The following is a 19,346-nucleotide window of genomic DNA, read 5'->3' on the forward strand; positions in this document are numbered from 1 at the left end:
GCCTACGGTCACCGGAGACGAGACCGAGGAGGTTCCGTGGAGACGATCACCGGTGTCGCGGCAGGGGTGCCGTTCACCGCTCTTCCACCGGCCAACCCTGTCGACGGTGCGGCGCCGCTGGTCGTGACCTGGCACATGGTGGACGCACCGCGAACCGACGCGGCGTTCGCCGCCGCGTTGCCGATGGCTGGGGTCCCGGCGTGGAGGGTGCACCTGGGTTTGCCGATGTGCGGGGCGCGGATGGTCGACGGCGGCCTCGACGCCGTTGTCGCGCTCGCCCGCGAGGACGCTCTGCTCGCGTTCCTGGCCCCGTTCGTGCGGCAGGCCGCCGAGGAGTTCCCGGCCGCGCTCGCCGCGTTGCGAGAACAGCTGCCCGTCGACCACGCACCGCCAGGCATCCTCGGTGGCTCGCTGGGTGGAGCCGTTGCGTTGCAGGTACTGGTGGCGTCGGTGGTTCCCGTCGGTGCGGTCGCGCTGGTCAACGCGGCGGTGCGGGTGGGGTCCGCCGTCGAGCTCGTCGAGGGGCTCGCCGGGCACCCCTACGCGTGGACCGCCGAGGCCGAGCGGGCAGCGGCGGAGCTCGACTTCGTCGCCCGGGTCGCCGACCTCGCCTCCCAGCCCCCGTTGCTGCTGGTGAGCGGGGAGCACGACCACGCCAGGTTCCGCGCGGACGCGGTGGAGCTGGTCGACGCACTGCGCGCGCGGTACGTGCATCCCGACGACATCGAGCTGGTCGCCGTGCCGGGTCTGGCGCATCCGTTGGCCGACGAACCCGGCCTCGAGCCGGCAGCGCAGCGGCCGACGGCTCGGGCGGTCGACGCGATCCTCACGGACTGGTTCCGCGCCCGTCTCACGAGCTGACCAGCGGTCGACCTGCATCAGACCGTCGGAGGGGGCGTGTCCGTCTCCAGGCGCAGGGCCCGGAGGTGTGCGTGCAGCCGCTGCAGTCGGCCGGCGACCTCGGGGAGACGATCGGGTGGCACCTGGTCGGCGAGCCGGGTCACGGTCGGCACCGCTCGTTCCAGGACCATCGGGGAGTGCCTGGAGGCGGCCAGGAGCTCGTCGAGGCCCTCGTCGACGTAGTCGGCCCATCCCGGGAGATCCAGATGGATCCGCGTCGCCGAGCCCGGCGCGGTGATCGCGCCGACCGTGAGGTCGCGCTGCGCGAGGTCGAGGAGCAGACCCACCACGGCGTCCAGGACCTGGACCGCGGTGGCGGGGTCGTTGACCGCGGGCGACATGGCGCGGATGCCGATGTCGGCCAGCAACCGGAAGGCGAGGAGCGGGTCCTGGTCGAAGGTCCGGTCCACACCGGTCACGCACGACGCCACCACCACGTCGTCGTCGAGGTCGCCCGAGACCTCGGCCACGGCGGCGCCCGGCCACAGCGTCCGACCCACGCCGACGCGGAACACTACCTCCGCGTCGGTGCGCCCGCCCGCGCGGAGCAGACGACGCAGCTCCAGTTGCTGGAGTGTGGTCTGGGGGCCTCGCCACAGCACCGGCCGCCCGTTCGTCGGAGCCGGCGCCGGCGGTTCGGTCCGTGAGGTCTCCGGTACCGGCCGCCGGGGGTACAGACCCTCGATGACCTCCCGGCCGGCCGCCTGCAGCCGGTCCAGTGTGGAGTTCATCCGCAGGGAGTCGAATGCCTTGGCCTGGATGCTCCACATCAGACCGAGCACGACGAGTGCGACCGCGAACCCCAGCAGCGGCACCACCACGGTGACGTCGCTCGCGCCTGCCATCACCAGGAACGCGGTCGTCGAGAAGGCGAACAGTCCCAGGGCGAGGGCGTACGTCCGCCAGATCCACGGGTCGTCCTGGAAGAGGTCGAGGCGTGGGGTGAAGGTCGTGTTGGAGGACTGCACGACCAGGAACAGCAGCGAGTAGATGACGGTGACCAGGCCCAGGATGCCGAAGCCGAGCGCGCCGAGCACCTCGGCGGCCCGTGCCGTCGGCACCGTGGCGCCGGCGTCGATGCGGGGCAGCAGGATCCCCAGGGCGATGCCGACGGCGGCCATGAGCAGCACGAGCAGCCGAGCCCGCCGATGACGGCGGGCGCGCACGAACCGGATCCGTACGGTGCGACCGGACCCGACGCCGACTCTGCTCACCCGGACAGCCCGCCTCCCCGCCGCTGCGCATCGCCCGACGCAGGCTGACAGGGGGTGTGCCGCGCGGCATCACCCGCCGAGCATGGGCGCCGCCCTGCCCATCGCCGTGGCGCGGTCACCCTCGGACCGGCCGGCAGTGGGTGAGGCCGTTCTCCGTCGCGGCCGCGCGCGGTCTGTCACCCGGGACGGACGATGTGTCGCGCGGACCGCGGTCACACGGTGTCGGTGACGGGCGGGCTCCGGCCGGCCCGCGGGGACCTTCGTCGGCAGAGAGTGGGTGACGCATGAGCGGGCGTTGTCCGGAACTCCGGCCGGGGGTGGGCCGCCCCCGCCCGGGCTCGGGTCCGGCTGTGCCGAGGTCGACGTCGTGACCGCCGCGCCGCTGCCGGAGGCCTCACCGGCCCTCCGGACGCGGGAGTTCTGGGCCCTGATCGGGTACGCGGTGGTGCTCGGGGTGTTCGGCGCGGTCGTCGCGCTGGTCTTCGTCGGAGCGATCACCTTCGGGGGCAGGTGGTACGACGACGCCGACCCGGGATGGCTCGGTGGGCACTGGTGGTGGGTGGCGGTCGCCGCCGCCTCGGGCGTCGCGGTCGGTCTCGCGCGTCGACTGACCCGCCTGCCGTGGACGACCCCCGGCTTGTTCGACGACCTGCAGACCGGGCACGTCGACACGAAGCTGGTGCCCGGGATCGCGGCCGTCTCGCTGGTGTCGCTGATCGGTGGAGCCAGCCTCGGCCCGGAGAAGGCTCTGGGCTCGATGGGTGGTGGCGCGGGCACCTGGCTCGCGCGGCGGCGCACACTGTCGACGGCCGACGCCCGGGCGAACACCCTCGCCGGATTCGCCGGCGCCTACGGCGGGTTGTTCTCCAGCACCGTGATCGTCGTGATGCTGATCATGGAGGTCGCGCGCCCGGGCGGGCAGCGGTTCACCAAGGCCCTCGCCACACAGATCGTGGCGTCCAGCGTCTCGTTCGGCGTGTACTTCGCCATTGCCGGTGCGGTGTTCCTGGGCGAGTACACGCTGCCCGCGTACGGGTTCGAGGACTGGCATCTGCTCGCCGCGATCCCACTCGGCCTGGTCGCGGCGGTGCTGGTGACGGTGCTGGCGGGCTTCGTCCGCGGGGCGACGATGCTGTTCGACCGGATGCAGGTCCCGGACATCGTCAAGTCCGTGCTGGGCGGGGTGATCTTCGGGGTCGTGGGCGTGGTCCTGCCACTGACGATGTTCAGCGGCGCCGACCAGCTCAAGACGATGCTCGGCGGCGTCGGGCTCGGGTCGGGCCTGCTCGTCGCGGTACTCGTCGCGAAGATGCTCACCTTCGCCGTCAGCCAGGCCGGCGGCTTCGTGGGCGGCCCCATCTTCCCGGCGCTCTTCATCGGCGGGACGGCCGGGCTCGTCGTCCACCAGGTGATTCCCGGCGTGCCCCTCGGGCTGGCGTTCAGCTGTCTGCTCGCCGCGGTTCCGGGGGCGATGGCGACCGCGCCGTTCGCGATGGTGCTGATGACCGCGTTCCTCACCCAGGTGGGAGCCCTGCAGACCGCGCCCGTCCTCATCGCCGTCGTCACGGCGTTCCTCGCCATGGAGAGCGTGAAGTTCCTCCTGGCCCGCCGCAGGCAGGCCGGCGCCGCGGCGACACCGGCCGACCCGCCGGACCAGAACTAGCGGAACTCCTGCCAGTGCTGCGGGTCGTCCTCCAGCGACGCGCGGTCCCAGTTGCCGTGCTCGGCCGCGGCCTCGTAGGTGGAGTGCAGGAACTCGGCGACGAGCTTCTCCGGGTCGGCGGAGGTGCGGACGGCCTCGTAGGGCAGCAGGAACTGCTGGAACTGCTCGCTGAAGAACGCCTGCTCGGGGCGGACCGGGTGGTCGCGGAAGCCGTCGGGCTCGGGGTAGGCGTAGGCGTAGAACGCGCCCTCCTCGCCGCCGCCGGGCCAGAACCCGCAGCTGGAGAGCTCGCGGGAGTAGCCCTCGACCATCACCCAGTCCCCGCAGTTCGGGGCGCCGCCGGGGTGTGTCGGGGCGGGGCGGCCGGAGAAGCGGGTGCAGGCCAGGTCCATCGCGCCCCAGAAGAAGTGGACGGGACTGACCTTGCCGACGAAGTGCGACCGGAACTCACCGATGACCCGGTCGGCCGCGACGAGCTGGCGCCAGAACAGGTGCGCGGCGTCGGGGTCGTAGGAGGCGTGTTCGTGGTCCTCGGCGAACGGGATGGCGGGGTCGACCTCGTTGGGACCGGCCGAGATGGCGGCCTCGATCCCCAGCTCGCCCAGTGCTGTGAGGGTCCGGTCGTGGAACTCGGCCACCGACATCGGGGCCAGCGCGATGTCCCGGGCCCCGCCGTCGCTGCTGCGGATCCGCAGGCGGTGGTCGACGAAGTCGAACTCGATGTCGAACGACCCCGACCGGTAGGGGATCGACGACGTGGTCAGCCCGCGGGGCGTCACGTAGAGGGTGACCTGCCACCAGTGGTTGACCAGCGGCGCGTGGGCCAACCGGATCTTGCCGACGATCTGGGTCCACATGTGCAGGGTGTCGCGGGTCGCGGTCCAGTCGGCCACCTTGAGCGCGGGCCAGGCGGTGGCGGCATCGGGGTTCGTCATCGGATCGTCTCCTCGGGCGTCGGTGAGGCGATGGTGCCGGAAGCCCGGCAGGTCACAGAACGTGCTCGCCGTACATCTCCCCGAGCGGGTCGGAGATCAGCTCGATCCGCGCGCCGTCGGGGTCGCGGAAGTAGACGGACACGTCGCTGTGTACGACGTGTTCGACGCCGGCATCGGTGAGGCGCCCGACGAGCTCGTCCCACCGGTCGGGTTCGACGCTGATCGCGACGTGGTGCAGCCCGCCCAGCACCTCGGCGTAGGGGCCGACGTCGAGGCCCGGGAAGTCGAAGAACGCGAGCAGGTTGCCGTTGCCGATGTCGAAGAAGAAGTGCGAGGAGCCGGGGTAGTCGCGGTTCTCGATCAGCTCGGTCAGCGGGAAGCCGAGCACGTCCTGGTAGAAGCGGACGGTGCGTTCGACGTCGCCGGACACGAGCGCGGTGTGGTGCAGGCCGCGGGCGGTCGAGGCCGGGCGCTCCCCGGCGGGGCGCAGGTGCGCGGAGCGGATTCGGGTGCGTTCGGCCTCGTGCACGGAAGGGGCGGTCATCGCGTGGTCCTCTCTCAGGCGCCGAGGCCTGCGTGCATCTCCCACACCAGGATCTCGGCGGGTTCGGTCGCGGTCACCCGCTGGCCGCCGGTGGCGGTGAAGCGCACGGCGTCGCCGGTGGTCAGCGCGCCGGCGCCCTCGAGGGTGACGGCACCGCGCGGGACGAACAGGTGCAGGAACGGGGCCTCGGGCAGCTCGACGCCCTGGCCGGGCTGCAGCCGGGCGACGTGCAGGGCGGCGTAGCGGTTACGGATGCGGATCGCGGCGTCGCCGTGCTGCTCCATGCCGGAGGCGACGGGGACGAGTCCGCCGCCGAGCAGGGCGTCGTCGATCTCGAGCTGCTCGTAGCCGGGGGTGACGCCGCCCTCGTCGGGCACCACCCACATCTGGACGAAGTGCACGTCGTCGCGGTGCTCGTCGCCCTGCAGCCGCCAGGAGTCGTTCTTCTCGCTGTGCAGGATCCCGGTGCCGGCGCTCATCCGCTGGGCCAGGCCCGGGTAGATGACGCCGTTGTGCCCGGTGCTGTCCTGGTGGACCAGCGAGCCCTGCATGACCCAGGTGACGATCTCCATGTCGCGGTGCGGGTGGGTCTCGAACCCGCTCCCGGCCGTGACGACGTCGTCGTTGTTGACGAGCAGGAGCCCGTGGTGGGTGTTGTCCGGGTCGTGGTGGTGGCCGAAAGAGAAGGAGTGCTTGCTGTCCAGCCAGTCGATCCGGGTGGAGAACCGGTCGTCCGCACGCCGGACGTCGATCCGAGGGGTCAGGGTGGGGGTGCTCATGTCCGGTCCTCCACGGGTGTCGGTAGGTGAGTCGGGGCTGGTCAGGCCTGGCGGATGGCGGAGACCTCGAACTCCAGGACGATCTTCTCGCTGACGAGGACGCCGCCGGTCTCGAGCGCGGCGTTCCAGGTGAGCCCGTAGTCCTTGCGGTTGATGGTGGTGGCGCCCTCGAAGCCGATGCGCTCGTTGCCGAACGGGTCGGTGGCCTGGCCCTCGAAGGTGAAGGGCACGGTCACGGACCTGGTGACGCCCTTGATCGTGAGGTCGCCGGTGATGTCGACGCCCTCGTCGGTCGGGGTGACCTCGGTGGAGCGGAAGGTGATCTCGGGGTGCTCGTCGAGGGCGAGGAAGTCGTTGCTGCGCAGGTGCCCGTCGCGGTCGGCGTTGCGGGTGTCGATGCTGGCGACCTGGATGGTCAGCTCGACGTCGGAGCGGGCGAGGTCGTCGCCGTCGATGCGGGCGGTGCCGGCGAACTCGTTGAACCCGCCCCGGACCTTCGTGACCATGGCGTGCCGGGCGACGAACCCGATGCGGGTGTGGGTGGGGTCGATGGCGTAGGTGCCGGTCAGGGCGCTGAGGGCGGTCGCGGTGGTCATGTCGATCCTTTCGGGAACGTCTTGTTGATGTGTCATCTATCTTGCCCAACGATTGGTGACGTGTCAACTATTCCGGTAGAGTGACCCACGTGACCAGATGGCTGGACGCGCGGGAGCAGCGCGCATGGCGCGGCTACGTCGCGATGCAGGCTCAGCTGAACGCCGAGCTCCACCGGCGGCTGCAGGCGGAGTCCGGGTTGTCGCTCGCCGACTTCGACGTCCTCGTCGCGCTGACCGACCGCGCGACCGAGCGGATGCGCGTCCTCGAGCTGGCCGAGGCCCTGCAGTGGGAGAAGAGCAGGCTCTCCCACCACCTCTCCCGCATGCAGAAGCGGGGACTGATCGAGCGGGAGGACTGCCCCGACGACGCCCGGGGCGCGTTCGTGCTGCTCAGCGCCGAGGGGCGGCGGGCGATCGACGCCGCCGCGCCACCCCACGTCGAGGCCGTCCGTGAGCTCGTGTTCGACGGTCTCGACGACGCCGACGTCGACGCGCTCGCCCGGGTCGCCGAGGCCGTCCTGGCCCGGATCGCCGCGCCTCGCTGAAGCAGCGGAGCACATCCGGGCCTCAGTGATATTGATTGAAGTAATCAGCGTATTCCACTGATACTATCAGTGCATACCGTGATGGAATCGATGAATCGGTGGCGAGGCGGCGGTAGCCATGATCTATGAAGTTCCCGATGTGGGGTCCGGTGAGCAAGCTGCGCTGGAACGCATCGAGCGGCAGCGTCGGGCGCTGCGGTTCCGCACGGCAGAGCCGCGGCGCTGGCTCGGGACCGTTCGTCGAGTACTCGCAGCGCGGGCTGTGCAGGGGTCCAACAGCATCGAGGGCATCCACGTCTCCGTCGAGGACGCCATCGCCATCGCGGAGGGTGAGGAGTCCAGCGATCCCCACTCGGTCAACGCCAAGGCCGTCGCCGGCTATCAGCGCGCGATGACCTACGTCGTGAACCTGGCAGACGATCCACATTTCGGCTTCAGCGCGGACCTCTTGCGCAGCCTGCACTTCATGATGACCGACTACGAGCTCGATGCCTGGCCAGGTCGGTGGCGGCCCGGGCCCATCTGGGTCCGTGACGAGGCGAGCGGCGAGGAGGTCTATGCGGCCCCGGAGGCCCCGGAGATCCCGGCGCTCGTCGAAGAGTTGATCACCTCTCTTCGGGAGAAGACCGACACCCCGCCGCTCGTTCGTGCGGCCATGGCGCACCTCAACCTCGTGATGATCCATCCATTTCGTGACGGCAACGGCCGCATGTCCCGCTGCCTGCAGACGCTGGTCCTGGCCCGAGAGCGGATCCTGTCTCCGGAGCTGGCCAGTATCGAGGAGTACCTGGGACGTAACACCTCCCGCTACTACGCGGTCCTCTCGGAGGTAGGCCAGGGTTCGTGGCGGCCGCGGGGCGACGCACGGCCGTGGGTGCGCTTCTGCCTGCAGGCTCATTACGTGCAAGGCATGAGTGTGATCCGGAGGCTCGACGAGTCAGCGGCGATTTGGACGCAGGTGGACGCCCTGCGTGCAGCGGCAGGCTTGGGGGAGCGGACAACTGCGGCACTGTTCGATGCCGCGATCGGCTTGGAGGTCCGCAACGGTAGCTACCGCGCTCAGCTGCGCGGCTGGGACGAGGAAGTCTCCCAGCAGACCGCGACCACTGATCTGCGCGCGATGGTCACAGCAGGCTTGCTGACCCAACGGGGGAAGAATCGTGGCGCCTACTACGGGGCGGCCGAGTCGCTTCGCGCAGTTCGCAGGGACGTGCTTCGAGGCCGGACGCAGATCGATGCGTCGCGGCTGTTCGAGCCGCTCGACGAGTCCGCAGGCTCGGCCTGACGTCGTGTCGGGAACTGTCGGTCGGCCTCGCTATCGTCGGCGATCAACAGAGGACGAGGAGGCGCGGCCTCGTCCTCTGAGCGGTCGCCGTGCTCCCGTACCACGGTGACCTCGACGGTGACGGACTCCGAAATCGCTGCATACGTCGCCGCCAAGACCGGTGCAGTTCCGTGGCGGATGACCTCCTCCGAGTACGTGGCCGCAGTGCCGGAGCACGGCCCGCCGGCAGGGCGACTCACGTCAGTTCCGTGGGACCCCGAGCTGGTCGAGGCGATGAGAAGGCACAGCATCGCGGTGGTGGAGGAGCGCGTGAGCGATTCTCTGCTCGATGACTTGGCCGTCGCGGTCGACCGACGTCGGGGCCGTTCGTGAGAAGCCGGTCGGTCACCCGGGTCCGGGGCCTCCCTGCGGCCCGCGCCCGGGCGGGAGCGGGTCCTCCTCGAACGTGCCGGCCTGCTCGCCCAGCTGCGGCGACCGGGCCCGCATCGCCGCGTACCAGGCCAGCCCGATCACGACGAGCCCGAGGAAGATCCAGGGCATCAGGTTGAGCGGGTAGTCGGGCACGGGGATGACGTTCTTGTAGAAGACGTAGACGAGTGCCGCGACGACGACGACCGCGAGCACCACCGACAACGGGTTGAACTCCCCGCGCCTGCGCAGGAAGGCGGGCAGCGCGATGGCCATCAGCACGTAGGCCAGCATGTAGCCGAAGGTCCCGATGGTGCCGGTGTAGGTGAACACCTCGAGCGGTGAGAACCCGAGGATCACCAGGACGACCGGGACGACGAGCACGACCGGCGCGATGACGGCGATGGCCACGTGCGGGGTCTTGTGCGTCGGGTGCGCCCGGCCGAGCCTGCCGGGCAGGATGCCTTCCTCGCCCATCGTGTAGAGGATTCGTGAGGACGCGTTGATGCAGGCGATCGTCACCGCGAAGAAGGACGCGGTGATGCCCAGGTCGACGATCCAGGAGACACCGCCGAGGCCGTAGCGGGCGGCGAGGTCGCTGATCGGCGCGGAGCTCTGGCCGAGGGTGCCCGGGTCGCCGAAGCCGCGCACCATCGTGTAGGCCGCGAAGACGTACAGGATGCCGACGAGCACCGCGCTGCCGAGCACGGCGCGGGGGATGGCGCGGTGCGGGTTGCGCGCCTCCGCGCCGAGGCTCGCGGCGCTCTCGAACCCGACGAAACCGAGCACCCCCAGCACGATGCCGAACGCGACGCCGTCGAACGACAGACCGGAGAACGTGAACTGCGCGCTGTTGCCGCCCGTCGGGTTCCCGGCCAGCACGGCGATGAGGACGATGAGCACCGCAGCGACCGAGACGATCTCCAGGACCAGCCCGACCCGGGTCGAGATCTTGATCCCGATGATCGCGAACGCGGCGGCCCCGATCGCGGCGACCACCAGGATGATGCAGACGGCGAGCCGGCCGTCGGCCGGTAGACCCAGGCCGGTGAGGAAGGCGCCGAAGTAGAGACCGGCGCCGACGACCCCGATCATCGCGATGAACGCGTACCCGATGACCAGGCCCCAGCCGGCCGTGAACGCGCTGCCCGGCCCGAGGCCTCGCGCCACGTAGCTGTAGAGCGAGCCCGAGGAGGCGAAGCGGCGTCCGAACTGGGTCGCGACCAGCCCGACCAGGATGACGACGACGGTCGCGCACACGTAGGACAGCCACGCGCCGTTGCCGGCGTAGAGGGCGATCAGGGCCGGGGTGGTGGCCATCGCCGCGCTCGGGGCGATCCCGGCGACGGACTGTGCCAGCACGTTGATCTGGGTCATCGACCCGTGTGCCAGCCCGGTGTCGGCGTGGGTCGGGCGCTGGTTCGCTTCCTGTGCGCTCATCCGGTCACCTCCTGGTTCGGAACCGCACGACCGTTGCCGTTGTGGGCGTGTCCGTCGCCGTCGTGGCAGGCCGCGGTCGAGCGGGGCATGTCCAGGGCGGGGTTGCCGTCGAAGAACCCGACGGGCTTGAGCGTGAAACCGATGTAGGACGCCGGCATGACGGGCCAGTCCTCGGGCCGGACCACGTGGTGGGCGCCGAAGCTGTACCAGACGACGACGTCCTCGTTCTCCAGCGGCCGGTCGGCCTCCTGGTACTGCAGGAGCCCGCCGGGTGAGCCGTGCTGGTTCGGGTAGTCGCCCGCGGCGTAGCGCTCCTGCGGGTCGAACCGGGTCACCCACAGGTGCTTGTACGCGAACTGGGCGCGGGCGAACGCCTGCGACCCCTCCTGCTGCAGCGGCAGCACGTTGTCGCCGGGCATCAGCTTGTAGCCGGTCGGCTGCCCGAGCTCGGTGATCTCGTTCGGGTTGACCACGTACCAGACCCGCGCGATCAGCGGATCGATCAGCCGCCGGGCCTCGCTCTCGCGGACCAGCAACGTCTTCTGCGACACCCACGCGTTGCCGTACGGGTTGTCCGGGCCCAACGGCAACGCGGCCGCGTCGACCTCGTAGACCGAGTTGCGCTCCCCGTCGACCTGCATGTCGAGACGGACGTTGAAGAAGTGCTGGTGGTGGGGCCCGTAGAGCCCGGGCGCGACGACGACGCCGTGCCGCGGCTCCTCACCGTCGGCCAGCGCGCCGGTCGAGAGGACGCCGGTCAGCTTCACCTCGTACTGGATGCTGCCGTCGGTGTAGAGGTACCAGAAGAAGCCGTACTCGTAGTTGCCGACCGTCGCGATGCACGAGACGACCAGCCGGCGGGAACGGCGGACCTCGACCTTCTCGGTGCGGAAGTCGGTGTGCTTCCAGCTGATCCCGTAGTCCTCCTCGTGCATGCAGATCGCGTTGGGGATGGTGACCGGTCGACCCTCCTGGTCGTTCGCGGTCGCGTCGAAGTAGAAGATCTCGCCGAGACAGTCGCAGCCCAGGGTCAGCGGGTTGAGCAACATCCCGACGCCGTACTCGCCCTCGTCGAACACGTTCTTGATCCGGTGCGTGGGTGCCGGGTCCCCGTACGGGATGTACATCTCCGACAACGACGCCCGGTACAGCACCGGACGGAGCCGACCGCGGTCCTCGTACCCGACCTGGTGCAGGACGAGACCCTCCCGCGGGGTGTAGCCGATGCGCAGCCGCCAGTTCTGCCAGCTCACCGCGTGCCCGTCCACGGTGAAGCTCGGACCCTCCGGCTGCGTGACCTCCAGCGGCTTCACGTCGTCGCGCAGCTGCGTGAACGCGGGCCGGTTGTCGTCGTCGAACATCAGCTCGGGGACGTAGTTCCCGGACGTGGGCGGCAACGGCACCACACCATGGTCGCGGACGTCGATCACCTCCATCCGGTCCATGTCGAGCAGCACGATCAGCCCCTCGACCGGCCGGGCGTACCCGTTGTCGTCCGCACGCGAGCGGACGAACGTCAACGGCCGCAGCAGCCGTCGTCCCGCCGGGTCCTCGATGTCGTAACCGGCCGCCCACGGGTCGATCATCGCGAGCGAGAAATCGGTGACCCCCCGTTTGCGCATCGCCTCCTGCCACCGCGGGTCGGCCCGGGTGATCTCCTCCGCGCTGAAGAACTCCTCGAGCATCACGCTGGGCTGCACGTCCTCGACGACCCGCCAGGACGTCACGTCGCCGCTGGTGAGCGACACGACCGCCTCGACCGTCTGCTGGTGACGGCGGTCGTAGAGGACGACGAACGCGGCCCGGTCGGGAACCGGACCATCGTTGCGATCATGGTCGAGGACCTCACGCTTGTCGGGCTCGTGCAGCGACACGGTCACGAAGCGGACCTTCTCGTCGAGCTGCCGCTGCTCGCGCAGGATCTCCGCGGTCCGCCGAATCTCGGCGGGGTCGAGTGGTTGCAGCGGGTTCGTCGTGCCGGTGCGGACCTCGGGTGACTGGACGGACACGAGCCCTCCTCCGGGGGAGACACAGGGCTGACCAGCAGGCCAGAAGGCGACGGTAGCCCTGCGTAGCGGGCTCCAACAAGAACACGAGCCGTGGGTGGACGTCATGGAGTGAGCGCGTGCTCCGTCGTGCGGCGGTGTCCACGATGTCGACACCCGGGGCGGTACGGTCCGCGCATGGAGATGTTCCGACTGCGGATCCGTATGCGGGACGTCGAGCCGCCGGTCGTGCGGGTGATCGACGTGCCCGAGGTGGCGACGCTCGCGGAGCTGCATCTGCTGCTGCAGGCGGCCTTCGGCTGGACCGACGTCCACGTGCACCAGTTCACGGTCGCCGGTGTCGTGTACGCCGCCCCGGATCCCGACTGGGACCTGCCGGTCGAGGACGAGGCACGCGCCACGCTCAGGAGCATGCCGTCGACGTTCGAGTACCTCTACGACCTCGGCGACTGCTGGGACCACGAGATCGCGTTCGTCGGCCCCGCCAACGAGCTACCCGGGTGTGTCGACGGAACCGGTGGGCGGCCCCCGGAGGACTGCGGCGGCCCCCACGGCTACGCACGGCTGCTGCAGGTCCTGGCCGATCCGCAGCACGAGAGCCACGCGGACCTGAAGGACTGGGCCGGGGACCTGCCCACGTTCGACCGGGCGGCGACCGACGTCTACGTGCGGCAGACCGCCGGTGAGGTCCCCGAGAGCGTTCGCATCCTGCTGGACGTGGTGAGGGACGGAGTCACGCTCACACCGGCCGGCCGGCTCCCGCGGTCGGCTGTGCGCGCGGTCCAGGCGCATCGCCCCGGGTGGTCCGCCGACGGCAGGCCCGCGACGTTCGAGGAGCACCTGCACGCGCTGTTCGTCCTGCACGGCATCCTGCGGAAGGTCGGTCTGCTCCGGCTGTTCCGTGGAGTGCTGACACCGACGAAGGCGGCCGGTGACGACGCCGAGATCATCCGCCGGCTGCGCGCGTGGTTCGATGACGAGTTCCGCGACTACCTCAGCGCGATCGTCCTCGGCGTGCTGTCGGTCTCCGGGCCGCTGGCCACAAGAGACATGGTGGACCGCGTCGGGGCGCTGATGGGAGACGGTTGGCTCGACCAGGACGGGGTCGGCGCCGACTATCGCCACGAGATCGGGCTGCTGCGCGGCGAGCTGGAGGCGCTGGACCTCGTCTCGACCGACGCGACGACCTGGGAGGCAGGGCCGTCGGCGCGGACCCTGTTGCCGCGGGCCACGCGGCTCGCGCACATCTGGTCGAAGGAGCCGGCGTGGTGAGCGCGGGGACTGTCGTCGGCACGCGGTTACATGCCGATGAGCGCGGCTGCCCGTTCGCGGTGGAACCGGGGTGAGCCGAACAGCTCATAGCTCGACCGGGCCCGTCTGAGGTAGAGGTGCGCGGGGTGTTCCCAGGTGAAGCCGATGCCGCCGTGGATCTGAATGTTCTCGGTGGCGGCGTGGACGAACACCTCGGACGCCGACGCGGCGGCGGTCGCGGCGAGCAGGGGCAGGTCGGGGCCGTCGACGGAGGCGGTCCAGGCGGCGTGGAGCAGCGACGCCCAGGCGGCCTCGATCTCCAGGTGCAGGGTGGCGCACTTGTGTTTGATCGCCTGGAAGCTGCCGATCGGTCGGCCGAAGGCGTGCCGGGTCGTGGCGTGGTCGACCGCCATCCGAAGGCACGCGCGGGCGCCACCGATCTGTTCGGCGGCGAGGGCGAGAAGGCCGGTGTCGGCCGCTCGTGGCAGATCGGCGCCGGTGAGGGGCTCGGCGACCACGTCGGAGAACGACAGTGTGGCGAGTGCGCGGGTGCCGTCGAGAACGGGCAGCGGCGTCCGCACGAGGCCGGGACTGTCGGCCTGCGCCAGGTGGCGGCCGACGACGATCAGGTCGGCGGACGCGCCGTCGACGACCCACGAGGCCTCGCCGGTCAGGCGATCATCCTGCGCCGCAACAGAAGGAGCGACGGTCGCGATGCACGATCCGGCCGCGATGCGGGTGAGCCACTCCGACGCCACCGGGCCCTGGCACCGGCCCAGCACCTCGGCGGCGTACACGGTGCTCAGCACCGGTTCACCGGCCAGGACCCGTCCGAGCTCGGCCATGACGACGACGAGCTCGACCGGCCCGGCACCCTGCCCGCCCAGGTGTGCCGCGATCGTCAGCCCGGGTAGGCCGAGCTCGGCCATCCGGGCCCAGACACCGGGGCGCGCGCCGTTCTGGGGGGAGGAGGTGTGGACGCTCTCGAGGGGTGCGACGTCGTCGAGGAACTTCCGCACCGTCCTGCGGAGGTCCTCTTGCTCGTCCTTCAGTCCGAACTGCACGTCATGCCCCCTGTGACGAGGGCAGTCCGAGGATCCGCGTGGCGATCGTGTCGCGCTGGATCTCGCTGGAGCCGCCGTAGATGGTGCGTGCCCGGGCGTTGAGGTAGTCGTCGGTCCAGGCGGCGGCGGAGTCGGCGGGGGTGCCGAGCGGTTGCGGGCGGAGCCACTCGGCGGCGCGCGGGCCGGTCGGTGCCAGGACCGACGGGCCGAGGACGCGCATCGCGAGGTCGGTGACGGTCTGGTGGTGCTCGGCGGTGAGGAGCTTGACCAGCGAGGACTCGGGTCCGGGCGGGTCGCCGCGGAGTCCTGCGTCCAGCGCGGCGAGCGCGAGGCAGCGCAGCTGGTGGACGCGGGTCCAGCACTGCACGACCTCCTGCCGGACGACCGGGTCGTCGGCCAGGCCGCGGGCACGGATCAGCGTGATCAGCCGGTCCAGCTCGGTGCGGTGGCCCAGCGCCGCGGCGAGCCCGACGGCGCCGCGTTCGAAGCCGAGCAGGGCGAGCGCGACCCGGGCGCCGCCGCCGAGCCCGCCGACGACGTCGTCGATCCTCGCGCGGGCGCCGTCGAGGAAGACCTCGCTGAACTCGGTCTCGCCGGTGAGGGTGCGGATGCCGCGGACGTCGACGCCGGGCCGGCTGAGGTCGAGGAGCACGAACGACAGGCCTCGGGACCGGTGCGCGTCGGGGTCGGTCCTGACGAGGGTGAACATCCAGTTGGCGGACAGGCCCGCGGTCTGCCAGGTCTTCTGGCCGTGGAGGACGAGCTCGTCGCCGACCACCTCGGCGCGGGTGCGCAGGGCGAACAGGTCGGACCCGGCGTCGGGTTCGGAGTAGCCCTGCGCCCAGCGGATGTCGCCGTCGAGGGTCGGGCGGAGGAACCGGCGACGTTGGTCGTCGGTGCCGAGGTGCAGCAGCGTCGGGCCGATGAGGTTGAGGCCGAAGGTGTCGTTGGGGTGCGGGTGGGTGGGGACGCCCGCGCGGGCGAACTCTTCGGCGAGCACGGCCTGCTCGGCGAGCCCGAGCCCGGCACCGCCGTACTCCACCGGCCACGACACGCCGAGGAGTCCGTTGTCGCGCAGGGCGCGGCGCCAGTCGACGAGGAACGCGGCGCGCTCCTCCGGAGGCAGTGCCCCGTATCCCTGCCAGTCCGCGGGCAGCCGGTCGGCGAGGAAGGCCGCCACCCGTTCGGAGAAGGTCACGCCGTCCCGCCGACGGCCTCGTGGTCGGCGAACCGCCCGGCCCCGAAGTAGGCCTCCTCGACGAGGTCACGGTCGGCGAGCAGCGCGGCGGCGTCCTCGGCCAGGACGGCCCGCCCGTGGTTGACGACGACCCCGCGGTCGGCGACCTGCAGTGCCAGCTCGATGTGCTGCTCGACGAGGACGACGCCGATCCCGTCGGCGCGGGCCAGCCGGCCGATCATCGGTAGCAGGTCCTGCACGATCTTCGGGGCGAGCCCGAGGCTCATCTCGTCGACGATGAGCACCTTCGGCCGGGCGAGCAGCGCCTTGGCGATCGCCAGCATCTGCTGCTCCCCGCCGGAGAGCAGCCCGGCACGTCGTGAGCCGAGGTCGAGCAGGGCCGGGAAGCGCTCCAGGACCTCCTGCTCGCGTCGGGTGTCGCGGGTGCGGGCGGCGAGGCGCATGTGCTCGCGGATCGACAGCGACGGGAACAGTCCCCGGTCGTCGGGCACGAGCAACACGCCGTTGCGCGCCAACTGGTGTGGCCGGCGTCGGCCCAGCGGGGCGCCGAGCACGCGGACCTCGCCGCCGAGGAGGGGGACGAGCCCGACCATCGCGAGCAGCGACGTCGTCTTCCCGGCGCCGTTCGGACCGAGCAGGGCGACGACCTCGCCTGCCCGCACGTCGAGCGACAGGTCGCGGATGGCGGGGACGCCGTTGTACCCGGCGGTGAGGCCGTCGACGGACAGCAGTGGCGCGTCAGCCATGACCGACCTCCGTCGGCGTGCCGAGGTAGGCGGCGACGACGCGTGGGTCGGTCCGCGCCGCCGTGGGGTCGCCGGTGAAGATCTGTTTGCCGAACTCCAGCACGGTCACCCTGTCGCAGACGGTGAGGACCAGCGACATGTCGTGGTCGATGAGCAGGATCCCGGGTCCGGCGTCGGCGATCGCGCGCAGCCGCTGCGCCAGGGCCCGGCTCTCCATGGAGTCGAGGCCCGCGGCCGGTTCGTCGAGCAGCAGCACGGTGCAGCCGCCCGCGGCGGCGCGCGCGACCCCGACGAGCTTCTGCTGCCCGAGCGAGAGGTCGCGGGCGAGAGTGTCGGCGATGTCGGTCAGGCCGACCATCTCCAACGCGGCTCCGACGACGTCGCGCCCGTTGCGCCGCCGGCGTCCGAAGACGTCGCGGGCCAGTGACGTCCAGCCGGCGCTGCGGGCGGCGACGAGCAGGTTCTCCGTGGTGGACAGGTTGCCGAACAGCTCACCGGACTGCCACGTCCGGGACAGGCCGGCGGCCCGCCGCTCGTGCGGGGGCAGGTTCTCGATCCGAATGCCGTCGAGCTCGATCTCACCCGTCATCGGTGCGAAGCCGGTCAGGGCGTCGACGAACGTCGTCTTGCCGGCGCCGTTGGGCCCGATGAGCCCGACGATCTCGCCGGGCGCCACGTCGACCGACACCTCCGAGTTGGCGACGAGCCCGCCGTAGCGGACGGTCAGCTCGCGGGCGTGGAGGCCGTCAGACATGGCTGGCCTCTTCCTCGCGGCGCGGGGCGTCGATCGGTGGGGACGTGGCCGGCCGTCGCAGTTTCCTGCGGACGAACTCGACCTGGTGCCGCACCGCCCCGGCGATGCCGACGGGGTTGAGGATCGCGGTGAGGACGAGGGCGAGCCCGAGGACCAGCTCGTAGTACTCGCCGAGATCGAGCCAGGTCCGCATGAGCACGTAGCTGATCCCGAGCGGTCCGATGAGCCCGGCGACGAGGGAGCCGCCGATCGTCGTGATCCCGCCGAGGTAGGCGACGGCGAGCAGCTGCAGCCCGGCCATCACAGTGAACGACTCGGCGGAGAGCTGGCCGCGGCTGAACCCGATGAGGCAGCCCGCGATGCCGGCGATGAAGGCCGACAGTGCGAAGCCGATGACCTTGGTGCGCCGGACGTTGATCCCGCTCGACTCGGCAGCACGTTCGTTGGCGCGCACCGCGAGGAAGGCCCGGCCCATGTCGCCCGACGCGACCCGCACGAAGACCCAGACGATGATGGCGACGATGACGAGCACCATCAGGGAGAACGCGAGCCGGGAGAGGTCGCGGCCCTCACGCACGGCGAGGTCCATCCCGAACAGGCTCGCGTCGGCGATCGGGTTTCCCTCGGGCGGGCTGAGGCTGTAGTTGTTGAAGATGAACCGCTCGATCCCGAGCCCGGCGGCGAGCGTGACGATGGCCAGCTGGGCGCCGCGGATCCGGAAGGCGGGCAGTGCCACGAGCATGCCCAGCGCGGTGGCCAGCAACGCGCACAGGATCATCGAGATCGGGAACGGGATGCCCCAGTCGACCGACGCCTTCGACAGGACGAACCCCGCGGCTCCGGCGAAGGCGCTCTGCGCCAACGAGATCTGGCCCAGATACCCGGTGAGCACCACGTAGGACAGCGCGAGCAGCGACAGGATCAGTGACGTCGTCAACCCGAACCGGATGGTCCCCGTGGTGAACGCGAGCGCGAGCCCCGCGGCCACCACGAGCCCGATCGCGACGAGCGGCCGTATCCGGGGGATCGGGACGTCGGGCAGCCGGATCTGTTGCGTCGCACCGCGGGTGGGCAGCCGCTTGCCCGTCACGAACAGGATGACCATGACGACGGCGAACGGGATGACCTGGTCGAGCCCGGACTGGGCCCACACCGGCCACCACGGCTGCGTCACGAGCAGGCCGATCAGCGACTGGAACGCGCCCAGCCCGATCGCCGCGACGACCAGGACCGGGATGGACTCGAGCTTGGCCACGAGCAGTACGGCCAGCGCGGGCACGACGAGCAGCCCGAAATAGTCGGCGTTGAGGCCGGTCAGTGAGCTCGCGAGGATGACGGCGACGGTACCGACGAACGCCGCCCCCGCCTGCGCGATCGCTGCGAGCCAACTGGGCGAGAAGCCCATCAGCACCGCCGCGCGCTCGTTCTCCGACGCGGCGCGGGTGGCGATGCCCATGCGGGTGAACCGCAGGTAGCACCACACCAGCGCCGCGAGCACGACCATCACCAGCGCGATGAACAGCTCTCGCGTGGGGATCGCTGCGCCGAGCAGGGTCACGGTCCCACCCGGGACGAACGACTCGACGTCGATCTTGTTCGGTCCGAACCGCAGTACGACCAGTGCCTGGATGGTGATCAGGAGCGCCACGGAGACGACGACCTGGGCCAGCACCGAGTTCTGCTGCACCGGCCGGAAGGCGAGGTAGTGGACGGCGAAGCCCAGCGCGATCGCAGTGGCGAGCGCGATCACGAGGGCTGTCGCCGTCGACGGCGGCTCGCCGAGGTCGACGGACCCGACCGGGAACACGAGCGTCCCGGTGTTGCGCAGTTCGGCGAAGACGTAGGCGCCCCAGGTCGCGATCGCACCCTGTGCGAAGTTGATCATTCCCGTCGCGCGGTGGACGAGAAGCAGTCCGCTGCCGAGGCCGATGTAGACGGCCCCGAGTCCGAGTCCGAGGACGACGAACTGCAGGACGGTACCCACGTTGGCTCCTTCCGTTCCCCACCTTGCCGTTCGG

General features: G+C 70.9%; 18 protein-coding genes. 6 read left to right on the forward strand and 12 right to left on the reverse strand.

Features of this window, described 5'->3' with window-relative positions; translation table 11 throughout:
• Positions 1 to 36 precede the first annotated feature (36 nt).
• On the forward strand, positions 37 to 861 hold the full coding sequence (locus tag PSU4_RS09995; protein ID WP_186816852.1) for an alpha/beta hydrolase family protein: 825 nt from the start codon (positions 37 to 39) through the stop codon (positions 859 to 861).
• 17 nt (positions 862 to 878) lie between these two features.
• On the opposite strand, the gene PSU4_RS10000 is transcribed toward PSU4_RS09995, so the two are convergent.
• On the reverse strand, positions 879 to 2,114 hold the full coding sequence (locus PSU4_RS10000; RefSeq protein ID WP_222596220.1) for a DUF2254 family protein: 1,236 nt from the start codon (positions 2,112 to 2,114) through the stop codon (positions 879 to 881).
• 367 nt (positions 2,115 to 2,481) lie between these two features.
• Here PSU4_RS10000 and PSU4_RS10005 point away from each other — a divergent pair, with 367 nt between their 5' ends.
• On the forward strand, positions 2,482 to 3,777 hold the full coding sequence (locus tag PSU4_RS10005) for a chloride channel protein (RefSeq protein WP_186816853.1): 1,296 nt from the start codon (positions 2,482 to 2,484) through the stop codon (positions 3,775 to 3,777).
• On the opposite strand, the gene PSU4_RS10010 is transcribed toward PSU4_RS10005, so the two are convergent.
• The 4 genes from PSU4_RS10010 to PSU4_RS10025 are packed head-to-tail and all read right to left on the reverse strand — an operon-like array spanning position 3,774 to position 6,631.
• Positions 3,774 to 4,712, reverse strand: coding sequence for a DUF5996 family protein (locus PSU4_RS10010; protein ID WP_147105412.1), 939 nt, complete (start codon positions 4,710 to 4,712; stop codon positions 3,774 to 3,776). The genes PSU4_RS10005 and PSU4_RS10010 overlap by 4 nt on opposite strands.
• A gap of 52 nt (positions 4,713 to 4,764) precedes the next feature.
• Positions 4,765 to 5,256, reverse strand: coding sequence for a VOC family protein (locus PSU4_RS10015; RefSeq protein WP_147105415.1), 492 nt, complete (start codon positions 5,254 to 5,256; stop codon positions 4,765 to 4,767).
• Between the two features lie 14 nt (positions 5,257 to 5,270).
• A complete protein-coding gene (locus PSU4_RS10020; RefSeq protein ID WP_147105417.1) occupies positions 5,271 to 6,035 on the reverse strand; it encodes a pirin family protein in 765 nt (254 codons plus the stop codon).
• A gap of 41 nt (positions 6,036 to 6,076) precedes the next feature.
• A complete protein-coding gene (locus tag PSU4_RS10025; protein ID WP_147105420.1) occupies positions 6,077 to 6,631 on the reverse strand; it encodes a YceI family protein in 555 nt (184 codons plus the stop codon).
• An 89-nt stretch (positions 6,632 to 6,720) separates the two neighbouring features.
• On the opposite strand from PSU4_RS10025, the gene PSU4_RS10030 reads away from it, so the two are divergent.
• The 3 genes from PSU4_RS10030 (at position 6,721) to PSU4_RS10040 (ending at position 8,833) form a co-directional block, all read left to right on the forward strand.
• Entirely contained in the window at positions 6,721 to 7,176 is a 456-nt protein-coding gene (locus tag PSU4_RS10030; RefSeq protein WP_147105422.1) for a MarR family winged helix-turn-helix transcriptional regulator, read from the forward strand.
• A 118-nt stretch (positions 7,177 to 7,294) separates the two neighbouring features.
• Positions 7,295 to 8,461, forward strand: coding sequence for a Fic family protein (locus tag PSU4_RS10035; RefSeq protein WP_147105425.1), 1,167 nt, complete (start codon positions 7,295 to 7,297; stop codon positions 8,459 to 8,461).
• A gap of 105 nt (positions 8,462 to 8,566) precedes the next feature.
• Complete coding sequence (locus PSU4_RS10040) at positions 8,567 to 8,833, forward strand: DUF2399 domain-containing protein (RefSeq protein WP_246115037.1); 267 nt, start codon at positions 8,567 to 8,569, stop codon at positions 8,831 to 8,833.
• Between the two features lie 12 nt (positions 8,834 to 8,845).
• On the opposite strand, the gene PSU4_RS10045 is transcribed toward PSU4_RS10040, so the two are convergent.
• Together PSU4_RS10045 and PSU4_RS10050 are read right to left on the reverse strand one after the other, a co-directional pair.
• A complete protein-coding gene (locus tag PSU4_RS10045; protein WP_147105428.1) occupies positions 8,846 to 10,309 on the reverse strand; it encodes an APC family permease in 1,464 nt (487 codons plus the stop codon).
• Positions 10,306 to 12,318 carry a primary-amine oxidase gene (locus tag PSU4_RS10050; RefSeq protein ID WP_147105431.1) on the reverse strand — a complete coding sequence of 671 codons (2,013 nt, stop codon included), beginning with the start codon at positions 12,316 to 12,318 and terminating at the stop codon, positions 10,306 to 10,308. The genes PSU4_RS10045 and PSU4_RS10050 overlap by 4 nt, the downstream gene beginning before the upstream one ends.
• Before the next feature lie 174 nt (positions 12,319 to 12,492).
• On the opposite strand from PSU4_RS10050, the gene PSU4_RS10055 reads away from it, so the two are divergent.
• On the forward strand, positions 12,493 to 13,587 hold the full coding sequence (locus PSU4_RS10055) for a plasmid pRiA4b ORF-3 family protein (RefSeq protein ID WP_147105433.1): 1,095 nt from the start codon (positions 12,493 to 12,495) through the stop codon (positions 13,585 to 13,587).
• 26 nt (positions 13,588 to 13,613) lie between these two features.
• Here the strand turns inward: PSU4_RS10055 and PSU4_RS10060 are convergent, their stop codons facing one another.
• The 5 genes from PSU4_RS10060 to PSU4_RS10080 are packed head-to-tail and all read right to left on the reverse strand — an operon-like array spanning position 13,614 to position 19,312.
• Positions 13,614 to 14,630 carry an acyl-CoA dehydrogenase family protein gene (locus PSU4_RS10060; protein ID WP_147105436.1) on the reverse strand — a complete coding sequence of 339 codons (1,017 nt, stop codon included), beginning with the start codon at positions 14,628 to 14,630 and terminating at the stop codon, positions 13,614 to 13,616.
• A 1-nt stretch (position 14,631) separates the two neighbouring features.
• Entirely contained in the window at positions 14,632 to 15,828 is a 1,197-nt protein-coding gene (locus PSU4_RS10065; protein WP_147105439.1) for an acyl-CoA dehydrogenase family protein, read from the reverse strand.
• Complete coding sequence (locus tag PSU4_RS10070; RefSeq protein ID WP_147105442.1) at positions 15,825 to 16,574, reverse strand: ABC transporter ATP-binding protein; 750 nt, start codon at positions 16,572 to 16,574, stop codon at positions 15,825 to 15,827. Before PSU4_RS10070 ends, PSU4_RS10065 begins: the two co-directional genes overlap by 4 nt.
• A complete protein-coding gene (locus tag PSU4_RS10075; RefSeq protein ID WP_147105445.1) occupies positions 16,567 to 17,328 on the reverse strand; it encodes an ABC transporter ATP-binding protein in 762 nt (253 codons plus the stop codon). The genes PSU4_RS10070 and PSU4_RS10075 overlap by 8 nt, the downstream gene beginning before the upstream one ends.
• Positions 17,321 to 19,312, reverse strand: a complete 1,992-nt coding sequence (locus PSU4_RS10080; protein WP_147105448.1) for an ABC transporter permease — start codon at positions 19,310 to 19,312, stop codon at positions 17,321 to 17,323. The genes PSU4_RS10075 and PSU4_RS10080 overlap by 8 nt, the downstream gene beginning before the upstream one ends.
• Positions 19,313 to 19,346: the final 34 nt, after the last annotated feature.

The sequence above is a fragment of the Pseudonocardia sulfidoxydans NBRC 16205 genome, from assembly GCF_007989085.1.
Classification (GTDB): domain Bacteria; phylum Actinomycetota; class Actinomycetes; order Mycobacteriales; family Pseudonocardiaceae; genus Pseudonocardia; species Pseudonocardia sulfidoxydans.